Raw genomic sequence first — 25,782 nt, 5'->3', positions numbered from 1 at the left:
TGGCCAATGGTTCCGATATTGATATGCGGTTTGGTTCTCTCAAATTTTGCTTTTGCCATTTTTGTTTTCCTCCTAATTGTATAACGTTATTTTTTAGAAAGGCGGACTTGGGCGTCCCCAAATCTGCTTATTGGGTTTTGCTCAAACCTAAAAAATATTTTAGCATAGTTTTCTGTAGTTTACAAGTCATTTCCATGGTAAAACTGCGGTAAAACCAAAGCAATCTGCCAATGAATACAGCTGCATCAAAAAAGGACGTTTTACATACGTCCTTTTTCACTGTAGCTCTACTTGCGTCTATTCTATTTCCGTTTATAGATTAGTGCTGCACAGCCAGTCCCTGCTGCTGCCAGAATCATCATCCATACTGCCAGCCACAAAAATGCGTCATCTCCGGTCTTTGGGGAACTGTTCTTTGCAGTACCGTTGTCATTCTTCTTTTCAGTTTTATTCGGTTTATCAGCCTTTGGAGTATCAGGCTCGTCAATATCAATGCCAGGTGCTAAAGGTACATCCGGCTCATCAATATCCACATCGCCAGGATCGTCTGGATTTTCTTCTCCCGGATTTGGATCAAGGGGAACATCCGGATCCTCAATTTCTGTCGGCGGCGTTACCGGAATATAGGTACTCCGGTACTGCGCTGTGACGGTCAGATCCTCCTGTACATTGGTAAATTCTTTATCCCATCCCGTAAAGCGGTAGCCGCTGCGCACAGGATCTTCAGGAGCTGCTGCATCCTGACCGGCGAGCACTTCTTCACTCTTTAAAACGTTGCCGTTATAATCCACAAAGGTTACAGTAAAGCAATCTGTATATCTCGGTGTAACATAAATATCACCCTGACGGAATCTCAGGCTGGAAGCATCGCTTTCGTCAACCTTTTCAGTACCGCTGTTCACCCACTGCACATCAAAATCATCTTTCTTTGTGGAAAGGGTATAATCCAGTCCAACTTCCCGCGAATCCAGCTTCGAAGTCTGAATCTGACTCATCGTCTGGTCATACTGATAAGTCTGCAGATTGAGACTTGTAATCTTTTTGCCTTCTACATCAAAACGATTTCCTAAAAGTTCTGCAAATCTGATTTCATTATCCTCATGATAATAATCGTATGCAGCAACTCTCACCCACGTACTCTGTGCCGCATCCCAAACATTTACAGTAAAGAGAGTTGGCTGGTAAAAGATTTCTTTAGAAGACACGTTGTTTCGTCCCACATTAAAAACAATATATCGATTTGAATAATCAGTTTTATCCGGACTGTCTGTAATTCCCGTTTTAATATATCCGCCCACTTCCATCGGCGCAAAGTTTTCCTGCGCACGTACATAGATTTTCAAATCTGTATTTTGTTTTGTCAGATAGGTTCTTGAACCTGTCAGGCGGAAAGATTCTGGCTTTACTGTAGCTCATAGCCAAGATAGCCGGTCTTGTAGTTTGCTCTGTGCTCCACATTGGCAAAACGATAATCCTTCAGATAAGTGGATTCTTTCTCTCCCTGAGGAACCGCCGCCGCAAAAACGAGTACAGGCACAGAATAGTAAGAATCCTGGGAATCCAATCGTGCACCGACAATCCCTGAGCTTGCGTCAGCCTCGTTTCTTGCTCTGAAAGTCAAAGTACCGATTCCGTTTTCATCTACTGTATATTTGTTATCATTGGCAGTCGATCCGACCAGTCTCGGCACCTGCGCAATCCAATTTCCCGATCCGGGCCTACTCTCTCTGTCTGGCAAAGCGGCAGGCAGCACATATCCTTCATCTGCCTGCAAGGTCAGTGTAACCTGCAGACCATCAAACTTATAATCAGTAACCTGTACGTTCCATCCATCAAAATGCAGCCGCGCATAGGTTCCAAAGGTTTTTTCATCTGTGTAATCCGGCGCAATTACATTGTCTCCGTTTAATTCCGCCTCCATTGCATCTACGTAATCATTGTAATTATCTCTTGTAATTTTTTCATTGGAAATCGAAGGGCTTTCTCCATCCGAAATCTCTGCTGCTGCAAAACTCAGCTGCAGTGACATTGCAATCATGAGTGCCATAATCAAGCAGCTAAACTTTTTTAATGTTTTCATATTTTCTTCCTTTCTCCTATAAAGCCCTTATTCTTTTCATTGTTGATTTCACTGCAGCCGCAGCACACCGGCAATTCAACTGCATGAAATTATAATATTAACTCAGTGGACTTATCATATCATGATTTAGGTTAGATTCTTGTTATATTTTGTCACCTACTCCCAAAAATTTCAATTCCTTTAATAAACAAAATATTTCTTTTATCATGCTAACTGCATTTAAGCCGCGCTAAGCCGCGTTTAGGATAGCTTCAAAATATATTTACATTTATTTTTGTATTCATTTTTTAGCATTATTTTTTGAATACATACAAATCATATCACAGCGAATACAATTATGTAAAGAAAGGATTTGAATTATGGCAAAATTTATTCCACAGAAACAAGATAAAGAAGTAATTTCCATACGGCTTACCTCTGACCTATTAAAATCCATCGATGAAAATGCAGGAAAGGCAGACCTAAGCAGAAATGAATTCATCAATCAGTGCATCATCTTCGCCCTGCAAAATATAGAATTTGAGAATTAAATGAGTACCTGAGAAGTAACAATGAAGCTGAAACCTCGCCCTTTTCTGATTCTCTGCAATTTACAAGAGGCAATCTTTCATCACACAAAAACAAAAGACGCTGGAATTCCAACGTCTTCTATACTTGGAGCTGTTGAGCAGATTCGAACTGCCGAACCTCTTCCTTACCAAGGAAGTGCTCTACCTACTGCGTCGCTCCGCTCCGCTGGTTGAACGCGAAAACGTTAAAATTCCAATAGTATTGTTCAATCTTTTAGTTTTAAAGCGCATGATTTATTACTAATTAGACCGCTTCCCTTTTCTATTTTAATTATATCATATTTTTGAGCAAAATTCAATCCAATTTCCGTTGGTTTTTCAACGTTTTATAAAGGTTTTACAACATTTTTTAACATACCAGAATATCCTTTTAACATCTTTCAACATCTTCCATACATCTCTTTACATCTACTCACCTAAAGCAAAGTCATTTCAATAAACATAAATATTTTATTATACCATATAAATAATTTTTTTGCAAAATTTGCAACTGTAATTTTAGTTTGCTATGATATATTCAGAAATTGAGAAACACAAAATTTCAAAGATATAATTAGGGTTGCGACCGAACGCTACGCCACAGAGATGGCAGAAAGGAAGAAGAAAATGAAAGCAGTTATTATGAATTACACAAACAACACTATTGAAGTCTCCAGCGCATTTTACAAGAAAGCCTGCAAGTACGGCTCTCCAGAATACAAAATATTAAAAGACGCAAAAAAAGACGAGCCTGACTTCATCGTTACAATCAAGCAGACCACAAAAAAGACATATAACAAACTCACCTTTGAAGCTATGATTGCTCATATCAAGCTGATAGAAGTAAATGAAGAGGAAAGAAATAAAGCATTAAATGAGTTTGAAGAAATCAAGACCTACTCTGCCGCAAGAGGTTCCTCTTATCCCTTCACCAAGAAATGGTTCTTAAGCAAATATAAAGAGTCATACAATAACGTTTTGGACATGGCAGAATAAAACAGACAACAAATACCACTATATTATAAATGTAAAAAGAAAGGAATTAAAAAATGAATAATAAGAATTATAAAATCAATTTTACCGCAAAGACAATTACTATTTCTAAGAATTTCTGCAAATTGGCGCAAAACCCTGCCAATGAAGAATATAACTTGTTAGTAAAAATCAGAGAAGATTTCAAAGACTTTAGAATCATCACAGAAACTACAAGGACGAGAAAAAAAAATAAGCAAATCACCTATGACAAGATGGTAAAGTATATCTCCTGCCAGCCGGATTCTACAATTCTCTTGAAGAGGTTTGCAGAGGTTAGAGAACTGTCAAAAGGGACATCTTCCCCATATGCTTTCGTCAAGAACTGGTTTAATGCAACTTTCCCAGCCTATGAAGAACTCCCACAATTTGACGAAAAAGGCAATCTGATTCCGCAATATGACCTTACCGCCGCCGACCGCATTTTAAGGGAAGTAACCGCAAATGCCGCATAAGAAAAAGAAAAGGTATGACTACAAAAGTAGCCACGCCTTTTCTGCGTTTTTGAATCATATGTTAATCGTCAGATTTCCTAATCCTTTCAAAAGTTCTTTATAAATTGCGTCAGAAACTATCTTTCTACATTTGCTACTGCTAAAGATATCCCTACCATCATCAAAAGCAATATTTACTGCTGTTTCAATATCGTACTGTAGCCCTCGCAATATATTCTTTATCGACGCTTTATAAATCTGTAATACCATCTGCGGCACAAGTGCCTTTATTTGCTGTTCAGCGACTTCTGCGGCTATCTGCCGCATTTCTTCCCTATGTTCGCTACCTCTGCCACCGTGTCCGTCCATTGCACCATTTGGAAAATATCCTGTTTTTCCATTTCCAATATCTCCAAAACTCCCTCTATAACGCTTGCTCATATTCTGTTCTCCTTGATACTTAAGCTATCGGGATACATTCTGGGAAAAGAGCAAATTTTTTAAAACGAAACTGCCCTATCCTGCAACATATACCCCATGAAAAATTTCTATAATCTCGCTTCTTCTCGTCCTTCTTAGAACCCTAAGTCTTTTGCCGTCACTATATCTCCATTACTATTTTCTTTATCCTCTTGAGAAGTAGAATAGAAATCAGAATGAGAAAAAGAATGTGAATGAGAAAGATAATTGCGCCCTGTTTCTATACTGCTTGTTGCGGTATCTGCGGTATCGTCATCAAAAAAATATTCTTCTGGTGGCAAAATGTTTAAACCATACTCCTTGATTCTTCTTTGAATCGTATCTACTGAACAATTAAATATCTCTGCAATTTTAGCCTGCGTCATTCCCTGTCTCAAATAATTTTCAAGGTCTTCTTTTGGAATATTGATTTTCTTTCGATAGTTTGACTTGGCGCTATCAATACTCGCTATCACATTATCAAGACCATAAAGCCATACCTCATCTTCTTCATCTGGCACTACTCCATATAACCCATACTGCATCACCGCATCTATATAGCGGTTCGCGCCCTCTAACTTCTCTGCTTTTAAAAGCCGCTCAAACTGCGCATATACGCTTTCGTATAGTACAAAACTCTGTTTGTAACTCATTTTTATTTCTCCTTTTGATGTATTTGAAGAGAATAAAAAAGAAACGTGCGACAAGTAGTGGATTGCCGTACGTTTCACATATATCTATAACGGCTGAGCCGTAGAAAAGAAATTTAATTTAATATATTATATCTATATATATGTGAGTATTTGGGGCGACCCCCTCCACTAATTTCAGGCGGTAAAAGCACCGAAAATTTTAAAGTCAATTCCTTCGCGGTAAAATTGCACCTGCCGCAGTTTCTTCTTTATTCACTTTCTATAAATATTATATATGGATTTTAAAAGACTCTCAAATTTTGAAGCGGGTGGAAATTCAGATAAAAAAATCCACACAGCCACCGCCATGTGGATTAATTCCCGATGAAGTTAAAGTGCAGATGATGTGCTTACATCACCATAAATCTCAATCGTATAGTCATCAATCAAGTTAATAGAAGAATCTAAATAACCCTCTGGAAAAACTGATTTTTGAAGTTTTATTCTATCTCCTACTCGAACTTTATCTGTGGTAAATCTCCCTGAGTCCACCACATATCCTTTTGAATCATATACTCTATAGTTTATTCTTCCATATCCTTCCGTTTTAGTTCCCCCATAACTACTTGGTAAAATGCCAGTACAAACTCCCTCAATATTTATCCTGAGAAGACTTCCTTTGTATTCAAGCTTTCCATTTAAGGAATCCACGCGAAAAATTACACCCGAATTGCTTATACAGGCACAAGGCAGTGGAGTTATACAAGTTACACTACCAGTTTTAGGCGGTATATATACATGTATTTTACATGAATACATCTTTCCTTTATATTCAGCCCATACTTTTGTATCTCCCCCTGCAATACCATTCACCTTACCATCACTGGATACAGTTGCTATATTTTCATTTTCACTCCAAAAGTCAACCTTTTGAGGAGAGATTTCTTCTTCTGGAAGATATTTGCACAATTTTACAACTTTACTTTTTCCAACATCAATAGTATATTGAGAATACTTAAACCTATAATCTGTCACCGTGACCCTAAAAGTATACGTTCTTCCTTTATAAGTTGCCTTTAACTTTGCTGTACCATGATATTTTGCTGTAATTTTTCCAGTTGATGAAATTGTAGCTACCCGCGTATAACAACTTTTCCATTTGACTTTAGTTGATTTCACAGTTTTTCCATTTGACAAAATAAGCTTTTGCTGATATGTATCACCTGCCTCTAACGAAATCGCCTTTTTCTTCAAATGCGTTTTACTTGCCGCAAAAGTTTCATCTGTAACAAATGCCGTCATTAAAGTCAAAAGCAATGCCAGAATAACAGAAATTGTTATACTTCTCTTAATTACATCTTTCATTTTCATTTCTCCTTTATTTATTTCTTCTTTATAGGTCGTGGACATTTTGCATCTTTGGGAATACGCCAAGGGCTACCTGGTGCATCTTGGTCAACACCTGTAATCTTTTTCTCTCTACACCATTTCCTTATGGTGGCTTCTGAATAACCCCATTTTTCTGCCATTACTTTTACACCAACCGAATCACTCATTCAAAAAACTCATCCTTTCTTTTTTCAAACTTCTTCAATGCTTTCTCCAGTTCCTTTAGCTTCCCCGCTTTTTTCCAGTTATCCCTTTCCAAAGCAACACTTCCCACTACGAGAAATGCGCAAAGACATACAATTAAGTACGACACAACACGCACTATCCCCGGAATGATACTTCCGAAAAACAAGAAAGCGCCTGCTCCAACCAGCGCACAATAAAACACACCATCTATGTTAGTTTTTTTCATTTCCAACCCTGCAACATTGTCTATTTCCCTAAGTTCAGGAATTTCAGTTATACACTGCGTATATACTTTTGGTTTTTCTAGCCTTAATGCAAATAGCTCCCGTGACTGCATCTGAATTTCTTCATATTTTGAAAATTCCGTTCCCTCTCTTTCTCTAGTAAGTATTTTATCAATTATATCAATTCGCTTTTGCGCCAGCCTACCCCACCTTGACTTCGCCATTATCCAGTCCCGTTCTTCCTCTAACTTTTCTTTTTCCAAGGAATGTTCCTGCCAAAATGAAGTAGTCCGCATTTTTCTATATGCTGCTTCTTCTTGTTCCTTTTTCGCTTTCTCAGCAAGTTCTGCTGCTTTGGCACTATCCTCTTTCCATTTTTCTTTAGCTAAAAAAGCTTTGTACTTCGGGTCTTCCGTATCAGCTTCCCATAGAAAATTAATTATGACGTGATACTGTGAAAACTCCGTAATCCCAGCAGCTCTTTTGGTTCTCTCAATATGAATTACTCTCTTACCCTGTGAATTTAGACTTTGTATAGCTTCACTCTCAAATGCGTCAACAAATGTGCGTTCAGTTCCTTTTACTAAAATCGGAACTTCTCTGCTATCCTTTCCTTGAACAATTGCCATAAGCACTCCTCCATTTCCTAGTATCCGTTCTAAAATTCACTTTCCAAAAGTTTCTGTGTTACTTTACAACTAATATTAGATTTCCCTATAAAGTCCACTTTTTCAATATATCCCTCTTGCTCCATATACTTCACCAATTCTGCGCGCTTCTCACTACGAACGTCAAGAGAAACAGAAACTAAAAATCCGTCAGTAGTTTCTTCCGCCTTTTCTTTTATCTTTTTTAATACTTTCATATAGTCTTCATTCATATCGATTTATCCTTTCTTTTATTCATTCCGATTTATCCTTATTATATTCCAGCTTATGACTTGTGTCAACAGTCATAATACTTGTTTTACAAGGTTTATTCCATTTAAAAAACACCATAAAATTATAACGAGGTGAATAGAATGAACAAAACCTATATCAAAAGCTATAAAAATTTAGGATTGAATATCGCATTTTATCGAAAAAAGCAAGGATTAACTCAACTACAGCTTGCGGAACTGTTAGACATTGACCGCAGCCATATGAGCGCTATAGAGTTAGCAACCGTTGGCGTCTCTTTAGATGTCATTTTTAAGCTTTGCGAAGTTTTAGAGATTACACCGAAAGAATTATTTGATTTTAGAGATTAATTTGAAGAGGTACATATTATGAAATCTGACAACCAAAAAGCTCGGCTTTTCGCCGTCTATCAAATTCTAAAGAAATACACTGATGAAACTCATGGACTTAGTATGCGCGAAATCCTGCACCACTTAGAAAGGGATTATGATATTCACAGCACGCGCCAAACTGTTACCAGTGATTTTGCACTTTTGGAATATCCTTTAAATATTGATTTAGATTCTACCTTTGATACTCCCCAAAGGCATTTTTTATCTTCGCGCATTTTAGAGTATAAAGATTTTATAGATGTTCATATATGTTAAAAGATGTTAAAAAATGAAGAGGGAAGTTCAAAGTTCTTCCCTCTTCGTTCTATTTTGTATTGAGTTCTTCAGCTATGAAGATTCCATCTCTAACGCCCTCTTTATAGGCGCAAGTTACCAGACGGTTTAAAGCTTCCAACTCCACTTCATTCATACCCTCTGCTACATCTTCATACTCCCACTTTGTCATATATCCGTAAAGTTCAGTGTTCTTACAAATATCAGGCTTATCTATCATTGTACTTCCTCCTCATCAATATCCCTTAACGCTTTATTCGTTTTCCTTCTCTTTGTATCTGGGCTAGTGGGGAAAGCTGTTCATAGTTGTTTGCAATATCAGAATCAAATATAGCGCAATAATGTTTTGTCATCTTTAAAGTCGAATGTCCAAGTATTTTTTGAAGGGTGAAAGCATCTCCTCCGCAATCTATCAAATACTTTCTCGCGAAAGTATGCCTGAATAAATGAATACTCGTTTTCTTTACTCCTCTTGAATTGTTATAATGCACTATAGCCAGACGCAAAGCATTGTCTGTGAGTTGCTCGCCATATTGATTGCAAAATAGATAATCAGATAGCTTCCCTTTTCTGATTGCCATATACTCCGAAAGAATTGAACACATCACATTGCAAAGTGGAATAATCTGTACTTTTTTATTCTTCGTGTGCCTGAAATTAACTTGCTTTGCCGCTATATCCACATCTTCATTTCGTATATTTCTTATCGTCGCCGCACGGCAACCGCTATTCATAAGAAAATTTATAATTACCCAATTTCTATATTCACAAAAGCCACTCTCTTTCTTCGGTTTTTTTAAGAGTTTTTCCAGTTCTTCATCTGTATAAGTCGGCTTGATTGTTTCAATTTCCTTTACACCTTCTATGCTTAGTCCACTAATACCTTCTTGATTACACCAGTTCAAAAAAGTTTTCATGACTCTAACATAACTGCTGACACTATTTTGCGCCAGTCCTGCTTCTCGCATGGATACCACCATTTTATTCAGTTTCGCTTTTGTTAATTCGCTTAAAGGCTCTTCAATGTCTAAATGCTTTGAAATACTCTGTAAATGCTCATAATATTTCTTAATTGTAACACCAGCTCGACCTTTTGCCTTTGCTGATAAAACAAAGTCGTCAAAAACTTTTTTTATTGACTTTTCAGCAACATCATTCATCATAATTTTTTTCATAGTTAAACCGCTTCCTTTCCAAATTTTCCACATTTACGGAAGCGGTCTTTCTTCATCACACAAAAACAAAAGACGCTGGAATTCCAACGTCTTCTATACTTGGAGCTGTTGAGCAGATTCGAACTGCCGAACCTCTTCCTTACCAAGGAAGTGCTCTACCTACTGAGCTACAACAGCATACCAATCGTTCTATATATTACTATATTTTCGGCTCTTTGTCAATGGCAAATTTACAAATCTTCACCGCGGTCATGAAAATCGATAAAAAGCGGTTGCGCACAAGGTTTTATGCCTTTGCTACGTATAAAGCCTTTCTTCCCGCTTTCTCCAATTCAATTTTCTAAAAATCGCTGTATCTTTTTCTTGATTCGCTGAATAGCATTGTCCACTGTCTTAGTAGAGCGGTGCAGATGCCCCGCAATTTCCCTATACTCTTCTCCTTTGAGCATATGGTTCCACACCTTTTTTTCCAGAGGACTAAAAATATCATGCTCGTTGGCTTTCAGAAAATCTACAACTTCTCTCATCAGCATCATCGCTTCTGGGTCCGTGTCTGCGCTATTTGCCGCAAGTCGCTCTGACAAAGCGGCTGCTTCCCCATTTTCAGCATTCTCCGCCTGAGAGTTCGGGGACACAGACTCATTGAGAATCTGATGTTTCTGACGATTCGCCGCTTTAATTGCAGTAATAATCTGGCGATTGACGCAAAGCTCCGCAAAGGTACGAAAAGAAGCTGCCTGGGTCTCGTCATAGTCACGAATCGCTTTAAAAATCCCAATCATACCTTCCTGCACTACATCCTCTATATCACCGCCAGCAATAAAATAAGTCTTGGACTTCATCTTGGCAAGTTCTTTATACTTGTCAATGAGATATTCATAAGCAGTACTACTTCCCTCCTGCGCCATTTTTACAATGGATTCATCGGTAAGGATATTTAAATCTTTATTATTTTCCATCTCTCTGTCTGCGCACCTCATATAGCAAAACTGCCGCCGCATTGGAGGCGTTCAAAGAAGTGATATTTCCAACCATCGGCATGGAAACTGTAAAATCACACTTCTTTTTAACCAGCGGGCTAATGCCAGCCCCCTCACTTCCAATCACGATTGCAAGTTTTCCGGTTAAATCCTGCTGATAATAGGTCACACCGTCCATATCACAGGCAGCAATCCAGAATCCATCTTCTTTCAGTGCATCAATTGCCTGTCCAATGTTGGCAACTTTGACACAAGGCATGTACTCGACTGCACCAGCAGAAGATTTTGCTACGGTTTCCGTCAATCCGCAAGAGCGGCGTTTTGGAATAATCACGCCATGAGCACCTGCGCACTCGGCACTACGCATGATTGCGCCCAGATTATGCGGATCTTCCAGATTGTCGAGAATCACAATTAAAGGCTGCTCTCCCGCCGCCTCTGCTTTGGCATAGATATCCTCCATCTCACTATAATGGTAGGCTGAAGCATAGGCAATGACCCCCTGGTGAGGCGCACCGCCGGCAATTCTGTCCAGAGTCTGTTTATCGCTCTGATAAATGGGAATTGCCTTTTCTTTTGCCATGGCAATAATCTTCGCAATGGAGCCCTCTGCGCCTTTTCCGACCAGAATTTTTTCCATTTCTCTGTCATTTCTAAGCGCTTCTATCACAGGGTTTCTGCCTAAAATCGCGCCTGCCGGAAGTTCTGCCTGCCAAAACTTTTCTTCACCTTGTCTCGTTTTAGTTCCCGCAGACTTTGTATTTCTCTCACTTCTGCGGCTTGCCTTCGCTTCCTCTGGCGCTCTGTAGGCTTTGCCCTTGCGGGCGTTAATAGATGCCCAGTCTCTTTTATTTTTTGCCATCTTCTTTTCTCCTATATTCAAAAAACTGGTAACAGATTCCTTTTTCCTCCTGCAGTTCACTTTCCCAAACTACCTCAAATTCCGGCATTTCATCCAGATTGACAAACCAGGTATCTGCCGGAAATTCCGCGTAAATCTTAGTAATATAGCAGGTGTCACATTTAGGCAAAAAATCTCTGTAGACCTTTCCACCGCCGATAATCATGACTTCGTCAGAATCCAGGCCTGCCAGCACCGCAGAAAGTTCTTCTTCAGAATGCACCACGGTTACGCCGGAAGGCGCGTAATCGGCTCTGGTGGAAAGCACAATATTTTCACGGTTTGGAAGCGGTTTGCCGCCGGGCAAACTTTCCAGTGTCGCTCTGCCCATCACCACAGTTTTTCCGGTCGTTCTCTCCTTAAAATATTTCAAATCACCTGAAAGGTGACAGAGCAGTCCGCCCTGATTGCCAATGGCCCAGTTTTTGTCTGTCGCAAGTATCAGTTTCATAAAATCTCCCTTCGCCCTAGTGGATGCTATCTTTCGATCGGCAACATTGACAAATTATTCTTTTTCCTAATTTTTTGTCAATGTTCAGCCGATATTTATCGCGCAAACAACGATATTTTCCTATCAACTTTGACAAAATTGCCAAAACTTTTGTTTTTTGTCAATCCAGGCAATGTTTTCACTCCAAAACCTTGACAAAATTGACAGATTTCCGATTTCTTTTCAATTTTGTCAAAATTGCATCGAAAACCGCAATATTAGCCGAGATTTTTGCCGATTTATTGACAAAACCGCAAAAAATTTCAAAATTTGGCAATGCCATCGCAGCTGAAATACCATAGCTGAATTACCGCAATTAAATCGCCACAGGGATGTTTTTTACCTGTGGATTTTTCTGGTAATCTTCGATTATAATGTCGTCCACGGTAAAGTCATAAAAATCCTTTACGTCCGGATTGAGTCTGAACTTCGGCGCCGGATACTGAGGTCTTTCGATTAGTTCCTCTACAATCGGCACATGGCGATCGTAAATATGGGCGTCAGCGATAACGTGCACCAGTTCGCCAGGAACCAGTCCGCAAACCTGCGCCAGCATATGTACCAGTACGGAATACTGCACTACATTCCAATTGTTGGCGGTCAGAATATCCTGCGAACGCTGATTCAAAATAGCGTTCAGTCTATCTCCCGTCACATTAAAAGTCATACTGTATGCGCACGGCTCCAGTCCCATTTCCATTAAATCATTGAAATTATAAATGTTAGTCATAATCCGTCTGGAGTACGGCGTATTCTTAAGCTGCCAAATGACATTGTCCACCTGATCCATCTCGCCTTGGGCAAAGCGATATTTCACACCTAACTGATAGCCATAGGCTTTTCCAATAGAGCCGGTTTCATCAGCCCAGGAATCCCAAATATGGCTGTTCAGATCATTTACATTATTTGACTTCTTCTGCCAAATCCACAGCATTTCATCCACCGCAGACTTGATTGCAGTCGGGCGCAGGGTCAGCGCCGGAAACTCTTCCTGTAAATCATAGCGATTCACTACCCCGAAATTCTTGATGGTGTGCGCGGGAGCACCGTCTGCCCATTTTGCACGAACCTGCTGTCCTTCTGTAGAAAAGCCATGGTCTAAAATGCCGCGGCACATATTGACAAATAACACATCTGCTTTACTCATTCTTATCTCCTTCTATTCTGCCCACGGCTTCCTTTACTATTTCTGTCATGCGTTCATCCTGTCCATCCAGATATAGATATCCGATTAAAGCCTCAAAAGCCGTCGCCAGCTTATACGCCACCGGTCCTGCGCTTCTGGATTTTGATACGCTTTTGTGATTTCTGGCACGCTTTACAATCGCAGTTTCCTCTTCTGTGAGAAAGTCCCTCATCAAGGATTTTATAGCTTTTGCCTGCGCCTCCGCTCGCACATAAGTCACCGCCATCTTATGCAGCATGTCCGCATTTTTCTGACCGCTTTCCATCACATGTTTTCTTATAAATACTTCATAAACGGCATCGCCTATAAAAGCCAATGCCGTTGTGTTTATTTCCCTTGGATTGAATTGTTCCATATTACTCTTTTATTATCTGCACGCCCTGTGGGGTGTCCTTGAGTGTAATGCCCTTTTCCTTCAACAGATCTCTGATTTCGTCAGCTCTTGCAAAATTCTTTGCCTTTCTCGCTTCCTGCCTCTCATCAACCAGCTTCTGAATTTCTTCGTCGATGGCGCTGTCTTCTTCTACCTGCAAAAGACCTAGCACGTCAGCAAATTCCATCAGCGTATCCAAAGACGCTTTCGCAAATTCTCTTGTCGCGCCGTCCTTTACTGCAGTATTTGCCGCGGTTACCAGCTCGAAGACTGCACTGATTGCGTCAGCAGTATTCAAATCATCGTCCATAGCTTTCACAAATGCCGCCCGGAATGTATCGTAACCTTTCAGCTGCTCTTTTTCTGCCTCGGTCATAGGACCTTCTGCCCCTGCTGTCGTCAGATACGTCAGGTTTTCTTTACAGTTTGCCATTCTGGAAAGACCGTTCTTCGCCTGCTCCATCAGAGCGTCAGAGAAGTTAATCGGGCTTCTGTAATGACCGGAAAGCAGGAAGAAGCGCATAACCTCTCCGCTATACTCCTTTAGAATGTCTCTTACAGTAAAGAAGTTGCCCTTGGATTTAGACATTTTCTCGTTGTCAATGGTGATATAACCGTTGTGCATCCAGTAGTGGGCAAAGGGTACGCCATTGCAGCACTCAGACTGTGCAATTTCGTTCTCGTGATGCGGGAACTGCAGGTCCTGTCCACCCGCGTGGATATCGATGGTATCGCCCAGGTGCTTTTTGGACATAGCAGAGCACTCGATGTGCCAGCCAGGTCTTCCCATACCCCATGGGGATTCCCATGCGATTTCATCTTCAGTTTTTCTTGCCTTCCACAGTGCAAAATCCAGCGGGTCCTGCTTTACTTCGCCCACCGCAATTCTAGCGCCGGACTCCAAATCATCGATGTTCTGCTTAGAAAGCTTTCCGTATTCAGGAAACTTTCTGGTAGAGAAATATACGTCGCCGTCCGCCTCATAGGCGTAGCCTTTATCGCAGAGCGTCTGTACGAAGTCGATAATTTCCTGAATGTGCTCAGATACCCTCGGGTGTACATCTGCTTTCTTAACGTTAAGCGCAGCCGCATCCTTATAGTATTCACCGATATATTTTTCGGAAACTTCCGGCGCAGTAATGCCCTCCTCTCTGGCTCTGTTGATAATCTTATCGTCAACATCGGTAAAGTTCTGCACAAACTTTACTTTATAGCCGCTGTATTCCATGTACTTTCTCAGCGTGTCAAATACAACGAAAGGTCTGGCGTTTCCAATGTGAAAAAAGTTATATACAGTAGGACCACAGACATAGATAGAAACTTCCCCCTCGCGAATCGGTACAAATTCTTCTTTTTTTCTAGTCAGTGTATTATAGATTTTCATCTTCATTTCCTTTCTGTTCCTTGCTTGCAAGCTGATTTAGTTTATTCTCCAGCATAACCACTCTTCTGCGCAGACATTCAAGTTCTGTGGCTACCGGGTCGGGTAAATCCACCTGGTTCAAATCTTCTGTGCTTTCACCGTAACGTCTTACGATTTTTCCCGGAATGCCAACTACCGTGCAACCTGGCGGAATCTCATTAAGAACGATGGAACCTGCGCCAATTTTTACATCGTCCCCCACAGAAAAAGGTCCAAGGACTCTGGCGCCGGAGCTGACAATGACACGATTTCCGATAGTAGGATGCCTTTTTCCGGTGTCCTTTCCGGTACCGCCTAAGGTCACGCCCTGATAAAGCGTCACATCATCGCCGATTTCCGTGGTTTCACCGATAACCACCGCCATGCCGTGGTCAATAAAACACCTCCTACCGATGGTGGCTCCCGGATGAATTTCTATACCGGTGAAAAATCTAGTCAGCTGAGAAATCATTCTTGCAAGCAATTTAATATTATGTTTGTAGAGAAAATGAGCCGGCTTATGCCAAATCAGTGCCCAGATGCCCGGGTAACAGAGCAGAACCTCCAAACTGTTTCTCGCTGCAGGGTCTTTCTTCAGCACAGTTTGAATATCCTCTCTCACATCTTTCCAAAAAGCCATCTTACAAATTCCTCCTACTTTTAACCAAATCTTTACTCAACTACAATCGTCTTAATCTTTACTGGTTCCAGCGGGCAGTCCATGCGGTCTCTTTTCACATTGACTATATCCTGTGCAACCTCCATACCTTCTGTAATTTTTCCAAAAGAAGCGTACTGACCGTCAAGGTGCGGCGCATCAGCTACCATGATAAAAAACTGGGAGCCTGCAGAATCCGGCATCATCGATCTTGCCATGGACAGAACTCCAGTGGTATGCTTCAGATCATTCTTTACACCATTTGAGGTGAATTCCCCCTTGATACAGTATCCCGGTCCGCCGGTGCCGTTGCCCTTCGGACAGCCGCCCTGAATCATAAAGCCCGGAATAACTCTGTGGAAAGTCAATCCGTTATAAAAACCTTCGTTTGCTAATTTCTCAAAATTTTCTACGGTAATCGGCGCAACGTCTTCGTAAAGCTCGCCCTTCATGATACCGCCATTTTCCATTTCGATGGTTACTGTTTTCATTCTATTCGTCTCCTTTATTCTTTATATCTTAATTTATAATAAGTCATGCCATTTCGCTCTTCTTCTAATATACCCCAAATTTCATCATTGAAAAATTTTGGATATATATGCTCCAACGTGTTGATTTCTTCGCGGGACATAAAGCGAACCTCGCGGAGCACCTGATGATCGTCATCAAACTCAGGGTCTTTACCAAGCCCCAGCTGACCACCTCTGATTTCTCCCAGCATATAGTTGACAAAGCGCTGCCCTCTTTCTGGTGAAACCTCTTCAATGTGCCATGCTACGCCCACAACTTCAATATCAAGACCGGTTTCTTCCTTCGCTTCCCGAACCGCAGCTTCGATGGAGTTTTCGCCTTCTTCAATCCCGCCGCCAGGAACCATCCAGATATCTCTATCCTCGTGGTGCTGCCTTACCATTAAAATTTTGTTTTTTTCTTCATTGGTAATGACTACCCTTACGCCGCCTACCCACATAATATTGCTCCTAACACGCCCGCACCGACGATGATTGCGATGGGGCTTACCTTAAACTTTCCTGCTAAGATTACCGTCGCCAGCGCAATAACAATTGCCACCGGATTCAGCGCAGCAAAGGCGCTCTCACCCATAAAGATGACCGCCGCTGCAATGAGCCCTACCGTAACCGGTCTGATTCCAGCAAAAGCACCGTCGATAATCTTACTTTCTTTGAATTTATTGATAAAATAACATACCAGAATCACCAGGATAAAAGAGGGCAGTGCTACGCCAAGGGTTGCTGCAAAAGCACCACCGTATCCGGCACAGTTAAAACCAACATAGGTTGCAGCGTTCACTGCAATCGGTCCCGGAGTCACCTGAGAAATTGCGACCAGATTGGAAAATTCATCAGCAGACATCAGTCCAAACTGCTTCGCTCCCTGGTAAATAATCGGCAGCATTGCCATCCCACCGCCAAAGCCAAAGAGTCCTATCTTTGCAAAGACGAAAAACAGCTGCAGATAAATCATGCCTCGCCACCTCCGTCTTGTTTATTGCGTTTTTCTGTTACTTTCGTGTAAATCAGCCCAAAGATGATGCCACCGATAATGGCCCAAACTGCACTGACAGAAAGTCCTGCGATGAGTCCAAAAGACGCCAGCGCCAAAATCCACTGGAAAGGATTTTTCAAAACCTGTTTTCCCAGTTTATATGCCGAAAAGGCGATAAGTCCTGTGGCTGCCGCTTTTATACCTACCAGCGCCCCCTGTACATAACTGCTGTCACCGATACCTGCAAGAAGTTTTACAATGGCGATGATGATGATAAAGCTGGGCAGTATCACGCCGACTGTCGCAGCCAGCGCGCCGCCAATGCCTTTTTTCTGATGTCCGATGTAGGTCGCCATATTGATGGCGATTACGCCCGGAAGCCCCTGGCTGACTGCAATACAATCCACAGCTTCCTCTTCTGTCATCCAGTGTTTTTCGTCCACGACAATTCCCTGAATCAAAGGAATCATCGCCATCCCGCCGCCGATAGTGAACAGCCCCAGTTTGAAAAAGGACCAAAACAACTGAAAATATATATTCTCTTTTACTCCGCTCGTTTTACCCATTTAAATTTCGCTTTATTTTTCCCTGTTTACAATTTCAATTGCCCTTGCAATTGCTTCGCTGACAGAGATTTCTTCCTTCTCGGCATCTCTTCTCAGCTTGTATTCTACCTTATCTTCGCCTGCCAGCTTTCCAACAGTGATTCGCACCGGAATCCCCAGAAGATCCGCATCCTTAAACTTAACGCCCGGACGCTCTTTTCTGTCGTCCAGCAGAACCTCCACTCTGGCGTCTAACAGTTCCTGATAGATTCTTTCTGCAACCCGTGCCTGCACCTCATCATCTGGTTTTACTAAAGTGATGATTGCATGGTAAGGCGCTACTGACATCGGCCAAATAATGCCGTTTTCATCGTGGTGCTGCTCTACGACAGCCGCCAGAGTTCTGGTTACACCGATACCGTAACAACCCATTACAATCGGCTGTTCTTTCTGATTCTCATCTACATAGTTTGCACCCATGGACTCGGAATATTTGGTTCCCAGTTTAAACACCTGCCCCACTTCAATGCCTCTGGCATGTTTTACTGGTGCGCCGCAGATCGGACAAGGATCTCCTTCTTTGAGCACCTTCAGATCGGTTACAATGTCCCCTTTATAATCTCTTCCGTAGTTGACATTTTTCACATGGTGATCTGCCTTATTTGCGCCTGCGCAAAGGTTTGCAAGACCAGGAAGTTCACTATCCACAACAATGGTACAGTCGTGAAGTCCGCAAGGGCCTGTAAAACCGCCAACACAGCCTGTTGCTGCTGCCATCTTTTCTTCATCAGCAAATGCGATAGCATGTTCTGGAATCTTCAGTGCGTTGACCAGCTTAATCATGTTCAGCTCTCTGTCGCCTCTGACAAAGGCTGCCACATAACCGTTTTCTTCACCTTTCTCATCGTAAGTGACAAAGAGCAACGCTTTGATAGTCTGCGTCTGATCAAGCCCTAAGAAGTTTGCAACTTCTTCGATGGTCTTAGTGCCCGGTGTATGCACTTCCTCCATAGGAAGCAGTTCCACATCGGTCTGCGCTGGTGCGTCTACACACTCAGCTCTTTCAGTGGTAGCCGCCATGGTACAGCTTTCGCAGTATGCGATTTCACTTTCACCGACTTCGGAAAGGGCGGTAAACTCATGAGAGTTGCTGCCTCCGATTGCGCCTGTATCCGCTTCTACCGGTCTGAAGGTCAAACCACAACGGGTGAAAATTCTGTCGTAAGCGTCATACATGGTCTTGTAACTTTCGTCAAGACCTGCATAGTCCTTATCGAAAGAATAAGCATCCTTCATGATGAACTCTCTGCTTCTCATCAGACCAAACCTAGGTCTTGCCTCATCTCTGTACTTAGTCTGAATCTGATACAGGTTCATCGGAAGCTGTCTATAAGACGATACATCATTTCTGATGACATCGGTGAAAATTTCTTCGTGTGTAGGTCCCAGACAGAAATCTCTGCCGTTTCTGTCCTTCAGTCTCCAAAGCTCAGGTCCGTATGCGTACCATCTGCCGGATTCTTCCCAGAGTTCAGCAGGCTGCACTGCAGACATATGAATTTCCTGGGCGCCAGTTGCGTCCATTTCCTGTCTTACGATTTCTTCGATTTTACGAACTGATCTCCAGCCCAGCGGCATAAAACCGTACACGCCGGAAACCAGCTTGCGAATCATGCCGGTGCGAAGCAGCAGAATATGACTGGAAATTTCCGCTTCGTTTGGCACTTCCCTTAAAGTTTTAATATGCATTTTTGATAATCTCATTTTATTTTCACGATCCTTTCTGGACGGATTCTACCGATTCAAAAGACACACAGCCTCTGCCGCAATGCCCTCTCCTCTTCCGGCAAAACCCAGTTTTTCTGTAGTGGTTGCTTTTATACTGATCTTACTTTCGGGCACCTTCAGGGTCTTTGCGATGTTCTCGCACATTTGCCCTATAAACGGTGCCAGCTTGGGTCGCTGACACACCACAGTTACATCGGCATTTCCCAGGGAATATCCCTCCTCTGCTAAACGTTTTCCAACTTCCGCTAGAAGCTTCAGACTGGAAATCCCATGGTACGCTTCATCAGTGTCGGGAAAGAGCTTTCCGATATCGCCAAGAGCAGCAGCACCTAGCATAGCATCCATCAGTGCATGGACAAGCACGTCAGCATCAGAGTGTCCGTCGAGCCCCTTGTCATGAGGAATTTCAACGCCGCCGAGTATTAACTTTCTATCTTCTGTCAGCCGGTGTACATCATAGCCCGTGCCGATTCTTGTTTCCATCTGTAAATCCTCCGGTGTAGTAATTTTTAGGTTGGTATACTCGCCGGGAACAATAGATACTTTCTGACCCAGTCTTTCTACAAGGCTAGCATCATCAGTTCCGTAAAAGCCGTCTTCTGCCGCCTTTTCATAGGCGCGCTCTATCAGCGCAAACTGAAATGCCTGCGGTGTCTGCACGCAAAAAAGCTGACTTCGGTCTAAAGTTCCCTGCCGGTTGTGTCTTATAGTATCTTTAGGCGGCACAGCAGGAATTGCCGCACCAGTGCATTTTGCTTTCTCCACAACTGCCGTAATCAGCTGCGTGCTGACATAAGGTCTGACTCCATCGTGAATAAGCACAATGCTATCTGCTGCACCGATTTCATGCAAAACTTTAAGTCCGTTATAAATAGAATCCTGTCGCTCCTGTCCGCCAGTAACCAGATGTACCTGCCCGGCTTCAATCTCTATAGCAAAAAATCGGCGGCAAAGGTTCATATAATCTGCCCCCGTTACAATTACGGTTCCATCGACAACAGAATTCGAAAGAAACTTCCGCACTGTCTTTTCAAGTATGGTCTTTCCGTCAATCGTTAAAAATTGTTTTGGAAGCGGTGCTGCCATTCGTTTACCAGATCCGGCAGCACCGATAATCGCATATACCTTCGTTCCATTTAACATAAATAATCATCTTTCGCCACAGGCTATTTTTTCAGTCTGCCGAAAATCATTCTTCCCGCGGATGTCTGCAGCACACTGGTCACATTGATGCGGGTCGTCTTGCCAATCATTCTTCTTCCATCTTCAACAACAATCATGGTGCCGTCATCCAGATAAGCGATCGCCTGACTGTTATCCTTACCCTGCTTTACCAGAGTCACGGTCATCTCTTCACCCGGCAGAACCACCGGTTTCAGTGTATTGGCAAGCTCGTTTATATTGAGCACGCCTACACCGTTGATGGTTGCCACTTTGTTCAAATTAAAATCATTAGTTACGACTTTTCCGTTCATCAGCTGCGCCAATTTCAAAAGTTTCACATCGACTTCCGGAATTTCCCGCAGAGATTTTTCGTTATCAGTATTATAGATTTCAATACCATAGTCATCCTGAATCTTATTGAGAATATCAAGACCGCGTCTGCCTCTTGTCCGTTTCAGAGAATCGGAAGAATCCGCAATATGACGTAGTTCTACAAGCACAAATTCAGGAATCACAATTGGTCCTTCCAGAAAACCAGTCTTCATAATCTCTGCAATTCTGCCGTCGATGATGACACTGGTATCAAAAATCTTTGGGATTCCATCATTTTTCTTCTTACCTTTGCCAAACAAGGTGGATTCTGACCCTTGTTGTCCCTGCTGATTCTGCTGGTTCTGTCTGCGCACGCCCATGAAAAGGCTGAAAATTTCTCTGCTCTTCTTCGTCGCGATGACTACCCCCAGATATCCGAATAACACATAGGAAATAATCGTCAAACTGGTATAGAGATACGTATTCTTGATGCTTGCATAAATCTGTGTCAAAAGCAACGCAATGAGAAGCCCCAAAATAAGCCCTACTACACCTGTAACCAAATCATTTGCTGACACTCCTCTGAGATCGTCCTCAATATTATCTGCTACTTTTACACTCTGCCTTCTAATCGCCGGTGTCAATCTGAAAAAAATAATTCCAAATATAATAGCAAAAGCGATTTCGATTCCGAGCTGCTCTCCCCCAGTAAAATACTCACTCAGGTTTCCACCGCTTTTAGTATACCAAAGCACCAGCAGTTCAGATAGACCGTAACCTAAGATTGCACCTAACAATGTTACTAATCCTCTGATTAGTTTCTTAAACATATGCTCTCCCCCTTCCTTTAAAAATACATACAGCGTGCATACCGCTCTTCAGGGAGAATAAGACAAGCACAGCCCCTACTAATCGGTTTGCAAGGCGGGAGAAGCCTAATCCCCCACTTTACATCTATATAAATACAGTATAGTGCATTCCCGCGTCTTGTGTCAACCCTCCTGTGTATACAAATTTCTTGTTAATTGCACGTCTTTTGTGTTAAAATTAACTATACAGTCTTCATGTAATGAACACAATGAAACTGTATGATATAATTAAGTACATTGAATCGTCAATATTCTATCAAGAGGAGGATTATTTATGTATAAACTTTTAGTTGTTGATGACGAACCTAAGATACGTGAAGTCATCAAAGAATACGCTGAATTTAACGGATATGAAGTAACCGAAGCCGAAGACGGAATGAGCGCCGTAGGTCTCTGCAAGCTCAACGAATATGACCTTGTCATTCTTGATATCATGATGCCAAAGCTGGACGGCTTTTCCGCCTGCAAAGAGATAAAAAAAATTCAGGACGTACCTATCATCATGCTGTCAGCAAGAGGCGAAGAATACGATAAACTTTTCGGTTTCGAACTGGGCATTGATGATTACATCGTAAAGCCTTTCAGCCCGAAAGAACTGATGGCAAGAATCAATGTAATTCTCGCTCGCAGGAATGCAGTCTCCCAAAGCAAATCCGACGTACTGCAGTTTAATGGACTGGAAATCAATATGGCAGCTAGAACTGTTACCGTAGACGGCCAACGTGTTGAATTGACTCCAAAAGAATATGAACTTCTTTTCTATCTCATCGAGCATAAAAATCTGGCATTATCCAGAGATAAGCTGCTCTCTGACATCTGGGGCTACGACTTCTTCGGCGATGATAGAACGATTGATACCCATATTAAAAATCTGAGAAATAACCTGGGCCCATATCGGGATTACATCGTAACACTCAGAGGGGTGGGATACAAATTTGAATTTGAAGAATAGATTCGATTTTAAAAGCATACGTTTTAAACTTTGGATTTACTTCATCGGTTTTGCTATGCTTTTAATCGGCTTAATCTGGTTTCTGCAAATTTTCTTTCTCAATAACTATTATGACCACATGAAAACTGGTGAAATCACCAAAATCGCCAACATAGTCATTGATGCATACGAAGATAGCGGAAAAAATCTTTACCGTCTGACTGAGGTTCTAGATGACATTTACGTGACGAACGAAGATATCTATATTCAGGTCGACAGTGTCGACGGTTCTGTACAGATTGCCCCAAGCTACAAGGATCATATTTCCCTTTACAGATATAAATACAACTTGCAAATGCAGACCCTGCTGACAAAGCTGAAGGAGAGTCCTCTCAACAAAGTTGCGACCATTTCTGAAGATACCAATCCGTTGACAGGAGAAAAAACGAAAACCTTAGGCTACGCCTGCTATCTTTCCTCTCCCAGCGTACTTTTGCCTGATTCCAGCGGTAGTTCAGAACTTGTCATGTACATATTCTCGCCTTTGTACCCGGTAAAATCAACTGTCTCTATCCTGCGTGTGCAGCTGATTTATATCACCATCATCGCTACACTGCTAGCTCTTGCACTGGCTCTGTATCTTGCCCGCAGAATTTCCAGACCAATTAAAAATATCACCCATTCTGCAGCCGAGATGGGAAAAGGACATTACGGTATCAAATTCCAAGGTGGTCATTATTCGGAAATTACTGACCTGGCAAATACATTAACCAATGCCTCCAGAGAACTGGAGAAAACCGATATGTACCAGAAAGACCTGATAGCCAACGTATCCCACGATCTTAGAACCCCGCTTACGATGATTAAATCTTATGCGGAGATGATTCGTGACCTTTCCGGTAACAATCCCAAGAAGCGTGATGCACATCTGGCAGTCATCATCGACGAAACAGATCGTTTAAACATACTGGTAAATGACATGCTCAATCTGTCCCGCATGCAAAACAGAACTATTTCGCTGGAGCGCACCAACTTCGACTTAAAAGCTACAGCAGAGTCGCTGCTGGCTTCCTATGATTTGCTGGCTGAACAGGAAGGCTACAAGATTAAGTTCAACTGTTCTGCCCCGATGATAGTCAACGGCGACGAAGCCAGAATCAAACAAGTTCTGTCCAACCTAATCACCAATGCTGTAAAATACTGCGGTGAAGACATGGTCATTATCATCAACCTGAAAAAGGCTGGTCGTAAAGTTCGGTGTGAAGTCATCGACCACGGTGCTGGCATCGCCCCTGATGAAATCAATCACGTGTGGGAGAGATACTACAAATCCAGTACTCACCACGTAAGACCGACCGACGGCAGCGGGCTGGGACTTTCTATAGTCAAGGAAATCCTGACCCTGCACAAAGCAAACTATGGCGTCAACAGCAAGCTTGGCAAAGGCAGCACCTTCTGGTTTGAACTGGACTTAGTGAAACAGGATCGCAGTTTCTTTTATAAATCATAGTAAAGATTCGTTATATTAAGACTCAGAGGTTTTCTAATCTCTGAGTCTTTTTTTGAACTCTTCTATCTTGTACTTCCTATTTTCGATATTCTCAGCATAGTAAGACCCCCTCCCATGCAAGCTTTTTACAAAAAAGTGTCAAAATCCTACAAAAAAATATCAAAATCCGACATCGACCTTGTTTTACTCTTTATCATGGGTTATACTTCCATAAAATATATTTATTGGAAATAAGATTGGAGGTTACCATGAATAAACAAAATAGTAAAAATAACTCACCGAATTCTCAGCACGTCGATGACACTTTCTTCAAAAATCCTAACCGCTGGCTCATCGGCTATGAGGATGACTGGGTATTTCATTATGTCTTTGGGCAAAATACAAAAGAAAGCAAAGATGCTCTAATTGCTTTTCTCAATGTCATTCTCTGCAAAGAGAAAAATCCTATCACAAGCATTGAAATTCTCAACCCTATCAATTATCGCACTTATCCAGCTGATAAAGAAACAACTCTGGATATCAAAGCCCGCACATCACAAAACGAGCTCTTTGATATTGAGCTACAAAATGGAAATTTGAAACACTATCCAAATCGCTGTGTGCAGTACGGTGGGAAACTGGTTAATTTGTCATTGGAAAAGGGAGAAGATTATGATAAAATGGGAAAAAGCATTGTTATCTCCATTGTAACGGGAACCCTGTTCCCGAACATTCCTGGCATTCATACTACATTCCATCTGTGGGAGGATTCCTGCCGCCACCTGCTTAGTGACCGACTGGAAATGCATTTCATCGAGCTGGGAAAAGTGCAGACAGATAAACCAATGGAAGCAATGAACAACGTGGAGCAGCTTGCCGCCTATCTGAAACTGGCAGGCGAAGAAAAATCCGCAAATTATTTAAAGACCCTAATTGAAGATGGAGGTGAAGCAATTCAGATGGCAGAAAAAGTATTTCAGCGTGCATCAGAAGATTTTTATGCCAGAGTTCGTCAGATGGAAATTGAAATGCGCGAACATGATTTGGCGACAAAACGATTGCTGGAGGAAGAAGAACGAGCCGAACGGCTTCAGGAAGCTGAAAATAAAGGCATTGAAATTGGTATGAACAAGGGACTCAAGAAGGGGATTGAGCAAGGACTCAAGCAAGGACTAGAAAGGGGACTTGAACAAGGGATCCAACAAGGGCTTGAACAAGGGCTTGAACAAGGGCTTGAACAAGGGATCCAACAAGGGCTTGTTCAAAGTATCCGAGTACTGATTCTTGATAATCGCTCCGAAGGGATTTCTGAAGAAAAAATTCTACGCAAGCTTGTCACAATATTCAACCTGAACGAGAACGATGCTCTGCATTACATGAATCAGTACAAATAAAATAAATTCAAAAATAGAGGCAGTAAACCGGACTCTCGCAGCGCCGTTTTACTGCCCTGTTGCTATGTAAA

32 protein-coding genes and 1 tRNA gene are annotated in these 25,782 nt (G+C 41.9%); 8 read left to right on the top strand and 25 right to left on the bottom strand.

Annotation, left to right across the window (positions count from 1 at the left end; genetic code table 11):
- Positions 1-302 precede the first annotated feature (302 nt).
- The gene (locus tag D1155_RS13775) at positions 303-1,343 is read right to left on the bottom strand and encodes an InlB B-repeat-containing protein (protein ID WP_160202998.1); all 1,041 of its coding nucleotides are present in this window, start codon (positions 1,341-1,343) and stop codon (positions 303-305) included.
- Positions 1,344-1,402: 59 nt separating this feature from the next.
- The gene (locus tag D1155_RS13770; protein ID WP_160202997.1) at positions 1,403-2,080 is read right to left on the bottom strand and encodes a hypothetical protein; all 678 of its coding nucleotides are present in this window, start codon (positions 2,078-2,080) and stop codon (positions 1,403-1,405) included.
- Between the two features lie 359 nt (positions 2,081-2,439).
- Between D1155_RS13770 and D1155_RS13765 the strand changes: the two genes are divergently transcribed.
- From D1155_RS13765 to D1155_RS13755, 3 genes are all read left to right on the top strand, one after another.
- On the top strand, positions 2,440-2,610 hold the full coding sequence (locus D1155_RS13765) for a ribbon-helix-helix domain-containing protein (RefSeq protein WP_160202996.1): 171 nt from the start codon (positions 2,440-2,442) through the stop codon (positions 2,608-2,610).
- A gap of 645 nt (positions 2,611-3,255) precedes the next feature.
- A complete protein-coding gene (locus D1155_RS13760) occupies positions 3,256-3,624 on the top strand; it encodes a hypothetical protein (RefSeq protein WP_160202995.1) in 369 nt (122 codons plus the stop codon).
- A 53-nt stretch (positions 3,625-3,677) separates the two neighbouring features.
- Positions 3,678-4,115, top strand: a complete 438-nt coding sequence (locus D1155_RS13755; protein WP_160202994.1) for a hypothetical protein — start codon at positions 3,678-3,680, stop codon at positions 4,113-4,115.
- A gap of 54 nt (positions 4,116-4,169) precedes the next feature.
- Here D1155_RS13755 and D1155_RS13750 read toward each other — a convergent pair whose 3' ends face one another.
- From D1155_RS13750 to D1155_RS13725, 6 genes are all read right to left on the bottom strand, one after another.
- On the bottom strand, positions 4,170-4,535 hold the full coding sequence (locus D1155_RS13750; RefSeq protein WP_160202993.1) for a hypothetical protein: 366 nt from the start codon (positions 4,533-4,535) through the stop codon (positions 4,170-4,172).
- 134 nt (positions 4,536-4,669) lie between these two features.
- On the bottom strand, positions 4,670-5,206 hold the full coding sequence (locus D1155_RS13745; RefSeq protein ID WP_160202992.1) for a helix-turn-helix domain-containing protein: 537 nt from the start codon (positions 5,204-5,206) through the stop codon (positions 4,670-4,672).
- A 369-nt stretch (positions 5,207-5,575) separates the two neighbouring features.
- A complete protein-coding gene (locus D1155_RS13740) occupies positions 5,576-6,550 on the bottom strand; it encodes an Ig-like domain-containing protein (RefSeq protein WP_160202991.1) in 975 nt (324 codons plus the stop codon).
- A 17-nt stretch (positions 6,551-6,567) separates the two neighbouring features.
- Entirely contained in the window at positions 6,568-6,741 is a 174-nt protein-coding gene (locus D1155_RS13735; protein ID WP_160202990.1) for a helix-turn-helix domain-containing protein, read from the bottom strand.
- A complete protein-coding gene (locus D1155_RS13730; RefSeq protein WP_160202989.1) occupies positions 6,738-7,613 on the bottom strand; it encodes a hypothetical protein in 876 nt (291 codons plus the stop codon). Before D1155_RS13730 ends, D1155_RS13735 begins: the two co-directional genes overlap by 4 nt.
- A 29-nt stretch (positions 7,614-7,642) precedes the next feature.
- The gene (locus tag D1155_RS13725) at positions 7,643-7,864 is read right to left on the bottom strand and encodes a hypothetical protein (protein ID WP_160202988.1); all 222 of its coding nucleotides are present in this window, start codon (positions 7,862-7,864) and stop codon (positions 7,643-7,645) included.
- Between the two features lie 141 nt (positions 7,865-8,005).
- Here D1155_RS13725 and D1155_RS13720 point away from each other — a divergent pair, with 141 nt between their 5' ends.
- Both D1155_RS13720 and D1155_RS13715 read left to right on the top strand, forming a co-directional pair.
- A complete protein-coding gene (locus D1155_RS13720; RefSeq protein WP_160202987.1) occupies positions 8,006-8,233 on the top strand; it encodes a helix-turn-helix transcriptional regulator in 228 nt (75 codons plus the stop codon).
- Positions 8,234-8,251: 18 nt separating this feature from the next.
- The gene (locus D1155_RS13715; protein WP_160202986.1) at positions 8,252-8,530 is read left to right on the top strand and encodes a hypothetical protein; all 279 of its coding nucleotides are present in this window, start codon (positions 8,252-8,254) and stop codon (positions 8,528-8,530) included.
- Positions 8,531-8,579: 49 nt separating this feature from the next.
- On the opposite strand, the gene D1155_RS13710 is transcribed toward D1155_RS13715, so the two are convergent.
- The 17 genes from D1155_RS13710 to D1155_RS13630 all read right to left on the bottom strand — a co-directional run bounded on the left by D1155_RS13710 (position 8,580) and on the right by D1155_RS13630 (position 21,858).
- Positions 8,580-8,768 (bottom strand): hypothetical protein, encoded by a 189-nt coding sequence (locus tag D1155_RS13710; protein ID WP_160202985.1) that lies wholly within the window; start codon positions 8,766-8,768, stop codon positions 8,580-8,582.
- A 25-nt stretch (positions 8,769-8,793) separates the two neighbouring features.
- Positions 8,794-9,723 (bottom strand): site-specific integrase, encoded by a 930-nt coding sequence (locus tag D1155_RS13705; protein WP_160202984.1) that lies wholly within the window; start codon positions 9,721-9,723, stop codon positions 8,794-8,796.
- Between the two features lie 100 nt (positions 9,724-9,823).
- Positions 9,824-9,900: transfer RNA gene (locus D1155_RS13700), tRNA-Thr, on the bottom strand.
- Between the two features lie 155 nt (positions 9,901-10,055).
- Positions 10,056-10,682 (bottom strand): RNA polymerase sporulation sigma factor SigH, encoded by a 627-nt coding sequence (gene sigH / locus D1155_RS13695; RefSeq protein ID WP_160202983.1) that lies wholly within the window; start codon positions 10,680-10,682, stop codon positions 10,056-10,058.
- Positions 10,672-11,565, bottom strand: coding sequence for a 23S rRNA (guanosine(2251)-2'-O)-methyltransferase RlmB (gene rlmB, locus D1155_RS13690; RefSeq protein ID WP_160202982.1), 894 nt, complete (start codon positions 11,563-11,565; stop codon positions 10,672-10,674). Before rlmB ends, sigH begins: the two co-directional genes overlap by 11 nt.
- Positions 11,552-12,055 (bottom strand): dihydrofolate reductase, encoded by a 504-nt coding sequence (locus D1155_RS13685; RefSeq protein ID WP_160202981.1) that lies wholly within the window; start codon positions 12,053-12,055, stop codon positions 11,552-11,554. The genes rlmB and D1155_RS13685 overlap by 14 nt, the downstream gene beginning before the upstream one ends.
- A gap of 355 nt (positions 12,056-12,410) precedes the next feature.
- A complete protein-coding gene (gene thyA / locus D1155_RS13680) occupies positions 12,411-13,241 on the bottom strand; it encodes a thymidylate synthase (RefSeq protein WP_160202980.1) in 831 nt (276 codons plus the stop codon).
- On the bottom strand, positions 13,234-13,635 hold the full coding sequence (locus tag D1155_RS13675) for a ribonuclease III domain-containing protein (protein ID WP_160202979.1): 402 nt from the start codon (positions 13,633-13,635) through the stop codon (positions 13,234-13,236). Before D1155_RS13675 ends, thyA begins: the two co-directional genes overlap by 8 nt.
- Before the next feature lies 1 nt (position 13,636).
- Complete coding sequence (gene cysS, locus D1155_RS13670; RefSeq protein WP_160202999.1) at positions 13,637-15,037, bottom strand: cysteine--tRNA ligase; 1,401 nt, start codon at positions 15,035-15,037, stop codon at positions 13,637-13,639.
- Positions 15,024-15,695, bottom strand: a complete 672-nt coding sequence (cysE, locus tag D1155_RS13665) for a serine O-acetyltransferase (protein ID WP_160202978.1) — start codon at positions 15,693-15,695, stop codon at positions 15,024-15,026. Before cysE ends, cysS begins: the two co-directional genes overlap by 14 nt.
- 32 nt (positions 15,696-15,727) lie before the next feature.
- A complete protein-coding gene (locus D1155_RS13660) occupies positions 15,728-16,204 on the bottom strand; it encodes a peptidylprolyl isomerase (protein WP_160202977.1) in 477 nt (158 codons plus the stop codon).
- A 14-nt stretch (positions 16,205-16,218) separates the two neighbouring features.
- Positions 16,219-16,683: an NUDIX hydrolase gene (locus D1155_RS13655; protein WP_160202976.1), complete on the bottom strand. Its 465-nt coding sequence runs from the start codon at positions 16,681-16,683 to the stop codon at positions 16,219-16,221.
- Positions 16,674-17,198 (bottom strand): chromate transporter, encoded by a 525-nt coding sequence (locus D1155_RS13650; protein WP_160202975.1) that lies wholly within the window; start codon positions 17,196-17,198, stop codon positions 16,674-16,676. Before D1155_RS13650 ends, D1155_RS13655 begins: the two co-directional genes overlap by 10 nt.
- Entirely contained in the window at positions 17,195-17,785 is a 591-nt protein-coding gene (locus D1155_RS13645) for a chromate transporter (RefSeq protein ID WP_160202974.1), read from the bottom strand. Before D1155_RS13645 ends, D1155_RS13650 begins: the two co-directional genes overlap by 4 nt.
- A 12-nt stretch (positions 17,786-17,797) precedes the next feature.
- The gene (locus tag D1155_RS13640) at positions 17,798-19,528 is read right to left on the bottom strand and encodes a proline--tRNA ligase (RefSeq protein ID WP_160202973.1); all 1,731 of its coding nucleotides are present in this window, start codon (positions 19,526-19,528) and stop codon (positions 17,798-17,800) included.
- Between the two features lie 30 nt (positions 19,529-19,558).
- The gene (ispD, locus tag D1155_RS13635; RefSeq protein WP_160202972.1) at positions 19,559-20,695 is read right to left on the bottom strand and encodes a 2-C-methyl-D-erythritol 4-phosphate cytidylyltransferase; all 1,137 of its coding nucleotides are present in this window, start codon (positions 20,693-20,695) and stop codon (positions 19,559-19,561) included.
- A 23-nt stretch (positions 20,696-20,718) separates the two neighbouring features.
- The gene (locus D1155_RS13630) at positions 20,719-21,858 is read right to left on the bottom strand and encodes a PIN domain-containing protein (protein ID WP_160202971.1); all 1,140 of its coding nucleotides are present in this window, start codon (positions 21,856-21,858) and stop codon (positions 20,719-20,721) included.
- 313 nt (positions 21,859-22,171) lie between these two features.
- Here D1155_RS13630 and D1155_RS13625 point away from each other — a divergent pair, with 313 nt between their 5' ends.
- The 3 genes from D1155_RS13625 to D1155_RS13615 all read left to right on the top strand — a co-directional run bounded on the left by D1155_RS13625 (position 22,172) and on the right by D1155_RS13615 (position 25,711).
- Complete coding sequence (locus D1155_RS13625) at positions 22,172-22,849, top strand: response regulator transcription factor (protein ID WP_160202970.1); 678 nt, start codon at positions 22,172-22,174, stop codon at positions 22,847-22,849.
- Between the two features lie 55 nt (positions 22,850-22,904).
- Positions 22,905-24,338, top strand: a complete 1,434-nt coding sequence (locus tag D1155_RS13620) for a HAMP domain-containing sensor histidine kinase (protein WP_207709534.1) — start codon at positions 22,905-22,907, stop codon at positions 24,336-24,338.
- 248 nt (positions 24,339-24,586) lie between these two features.
- Positions 24,587-25,711 carry an Rpn family recombination-promoting nuclease/putative transposase gene (locus D1155_RS13615; protein ID WP_160202968.1) on the top strand — a complete coding sequence of 375 codons (1,125 nt, stop codon included), beginning with the start codon at positions 24,587-24,589 and terminating at the stop codon, positions 25,709-25,711.
- Positions 25,712-25,782 lie beyond the last annotated feature (71 nt).

Source organism: Anaerotruncus sp. 80 (assembly GCF_009936115.1).
GTDB classification, from domain to species: domain Bacteria; phylum Bacillota; class Clostridia; order Peptostreptococcales; family Anaerovoracaceae; genus Senimuribacter; species Senimuribacter intestinalis.
Note: the sequence above shows the minus strand (reverse complement) of the source record. Positions and strands in the feature narration are given on the sequence as shown.

Bases quoted from the DNA above. Each gene is read 5' to 3' on its own strand.
- D1155_RS13770 (WP_160202997.1), bottom strand. From the start codon at position 2,080: ATGAAAACATTAAAAAAGTTTAGCTGCTTGATTATGGCACTCATGATT.
- D1155_RS13765 (WP_160202996.1), top strand. From the start codon at position 2,440: ATGGCAAAATTTATTCCACAGAAACAAGATAAAGAAGTAATTTCCATA.
- D1155_RS13760 (WP_160202995.1), top strand. From the start codon at position 3,256: ATGAAAGCAGTTATTATGAATTACACAAACAACACTATTGAAGTCTCC.
- D1155_RS13755 (WP_160202994.1), top strand. From the start codon at position 3,678: ATGAATAATAAGAATTATAAAATCAATTTTACCGCAAAGACAATTACT.
- D1155_RS13750 (WP_160202993.1), bottom strand. From the start codon at position 4,535: ATGAGCAAGCGTTATAGAGGGAGTTTTGGAGATATTGGAAATGGAAAA.
- D1155_RS13745 (WP_160202992.1), bottom strand. From the start codon at position 5,206: ATGAGTTACAAACAGAGTTTTGTACTATACGAAAGCGTATATGCGCAG.
- D1155_RS13740 (WP_160202991.1), bottom strand. From the start codon at position 6,550: ATGAAAGATGTAATTAAGAGAAGTATAACAATTTCTGTTATTCTGGCA.
- D1155_RS13735 (WP_160202990.1), bottom strand. From the start codon at position 6,741: ATGAGTGATTCGGTTGGTGTAAAAGTAATGGCAGAAAAATGGGGTTAT.
- D1155_RS13730 (WP_160202989.1), bottom strand. From the start codon at position 7,613: ATGGCAATTGTTCAAGGAAAGGATAGCAGAGAAGTTCCGATTTTAGTA.
- D1155_RS13725 (WP_160202988.1), bottom strand. From the start codon at position 7,864: ATGAATGAAGACTATATGAAAGTATTAAAAAAGATAAAAGAAAAGGCG.
- D1155_RS13720 (WP_160202987.1), top strand. From the start codon at position 8,006: ATGAACAAAACCTATATCAAAAGCTATAAAAATTTAGGATTGAATATC.
- D1155_RS13715 (WP_160202986.1), top strand. From the start codon at position 8,252: ATGAAATCTGACAACCAAAAAGCTCGGCTTTTCGCCGTCTATCAAATT.
- D1155_RS13710 (WP_160202985.1), bottom strand. From the start codon at position 8,768: ATGATAGATAAGCCTGATATTTGTAAGAACACTGAACTTTACGGATAT.
- D1155_RS13705 (WP_160202984.1), bottom strand. From the start codon at position 9,723: ATGAAAAAAATTATGATGAATGATGTTGCTGAAAAGTCAATAAAAAAA.
- sigH (WP_160202983.1), bottom strand. From the start codon at position 10,682: ATGGAAAATAATAAAGATTTAAATATCCTTACCGATGAATCCATTGTA.
- rlmB (WP_160202982.1), bottom strand. From the start codon at position 11,565: ATGGCAAAAAATAAAAGAGACTGGGCATCTATTAACGCCCGCAAGGGC.
- D1155_RS13685 (WP_160202981.1), bottom strand. From the start codon at position 12,055: ATGAAACTGATACTTGCGACAGACAAAAACTGGGCCATTGGCAATCAG.
- thyA (WP_160202980.1), bottom strand. From the start codon at position 13,241: ATGAGTAAAGCAGATGTGTTATTTGTCAATATGTGCCGCGGCATTTTA.
- D1155_RS13675 (WP_160202979.1), bottom strand. From the start codon at position 13,635: ATGGAACAATTCAATCCAAGGGAAATAAACACAACGGCATTGGCTTTT.
- cysS (WP_160202999.1), bottom strand. From the start codon at position 15,037: ATGAAAATCTATAATACACTGACTAGAAAAAAAGAAGAATTTGTACCG.
- cysE (WP_160202978.1), bottom strand. From the start codon at position 15,695: ATGGCTTTTTGGAAAGATGTGAGAGAGGATATTCAAACTGTGCTGAAG.
- D1155_RS13660 (WP_160202977.1), bottom strand. From the start codon at position 16,204: ATGAAAACAGTAACCATCGAAATGGAAAATGGCGGTATCATGAAGGGC.
- D1155_RS13655 (WP_160202976.1), bottom strand. From the start codon at position 16,683: ATGTGGGTAGGCGGCGTAAGGGTAGTCATTACCAATGAAGAAAAAAAC.
- D1155_RS13650 (WP_160202975.1), bottom strand. From the start codon at position 17,198: ATGATTTATCTGCAGCTGTTTTTCGTCTTTGCAAAGATAGGACTCTTT.
- D1155_RS13645 (WP_160202974.1), bottom strand. From the start codon at position 17,785: ATGGGTAAAACGAGCGGAGTAAAAGAGAATATATATTTTCAGTTGTTT.
- D1155_RS13640 (WP_160202973.1), bottom strand. From the start codon at position 19,528: ATGAGATTATCAAAAATGCATATTAAAACTTTAAGGGAAGTGCCAAAC.
- ispD (WP_160202972.1), bottom strand. From the start codon at position 20,695: ATGTTAAATGGAACGAAGGTATATGCGATTATCGGTGCTGCCGGATCT.
- D1155_RS13630 (WP_160202971.1), bottom strand. From the start codon at position 21,858: ATGTTTAAGAAACTAATCAGAGGATTAGTAACATTGTTAGGTGCAATC.
- D1155_RS13625 (WP_160202970.1), top strand. From the start codon at position 22,172: ATGTATAAACTTTTAGTTGTTGATGACGAACCTAAGATACGTGAAGTC.
- D1155_RS13620 (WP_207709534.1), top strand. From the start codon at position 22,905: ATGCTTTTAATCGGCTTAATCTGGTTTCTGCAAATTTTCTTTCTCAAT.
- D1155_RS13615 (WP_160202968.1), top strand. From the start codon at position 24,587: ATGAATAAACAAAATAGTAAAAATAACTCACCGAATTCTCAGCACGTC.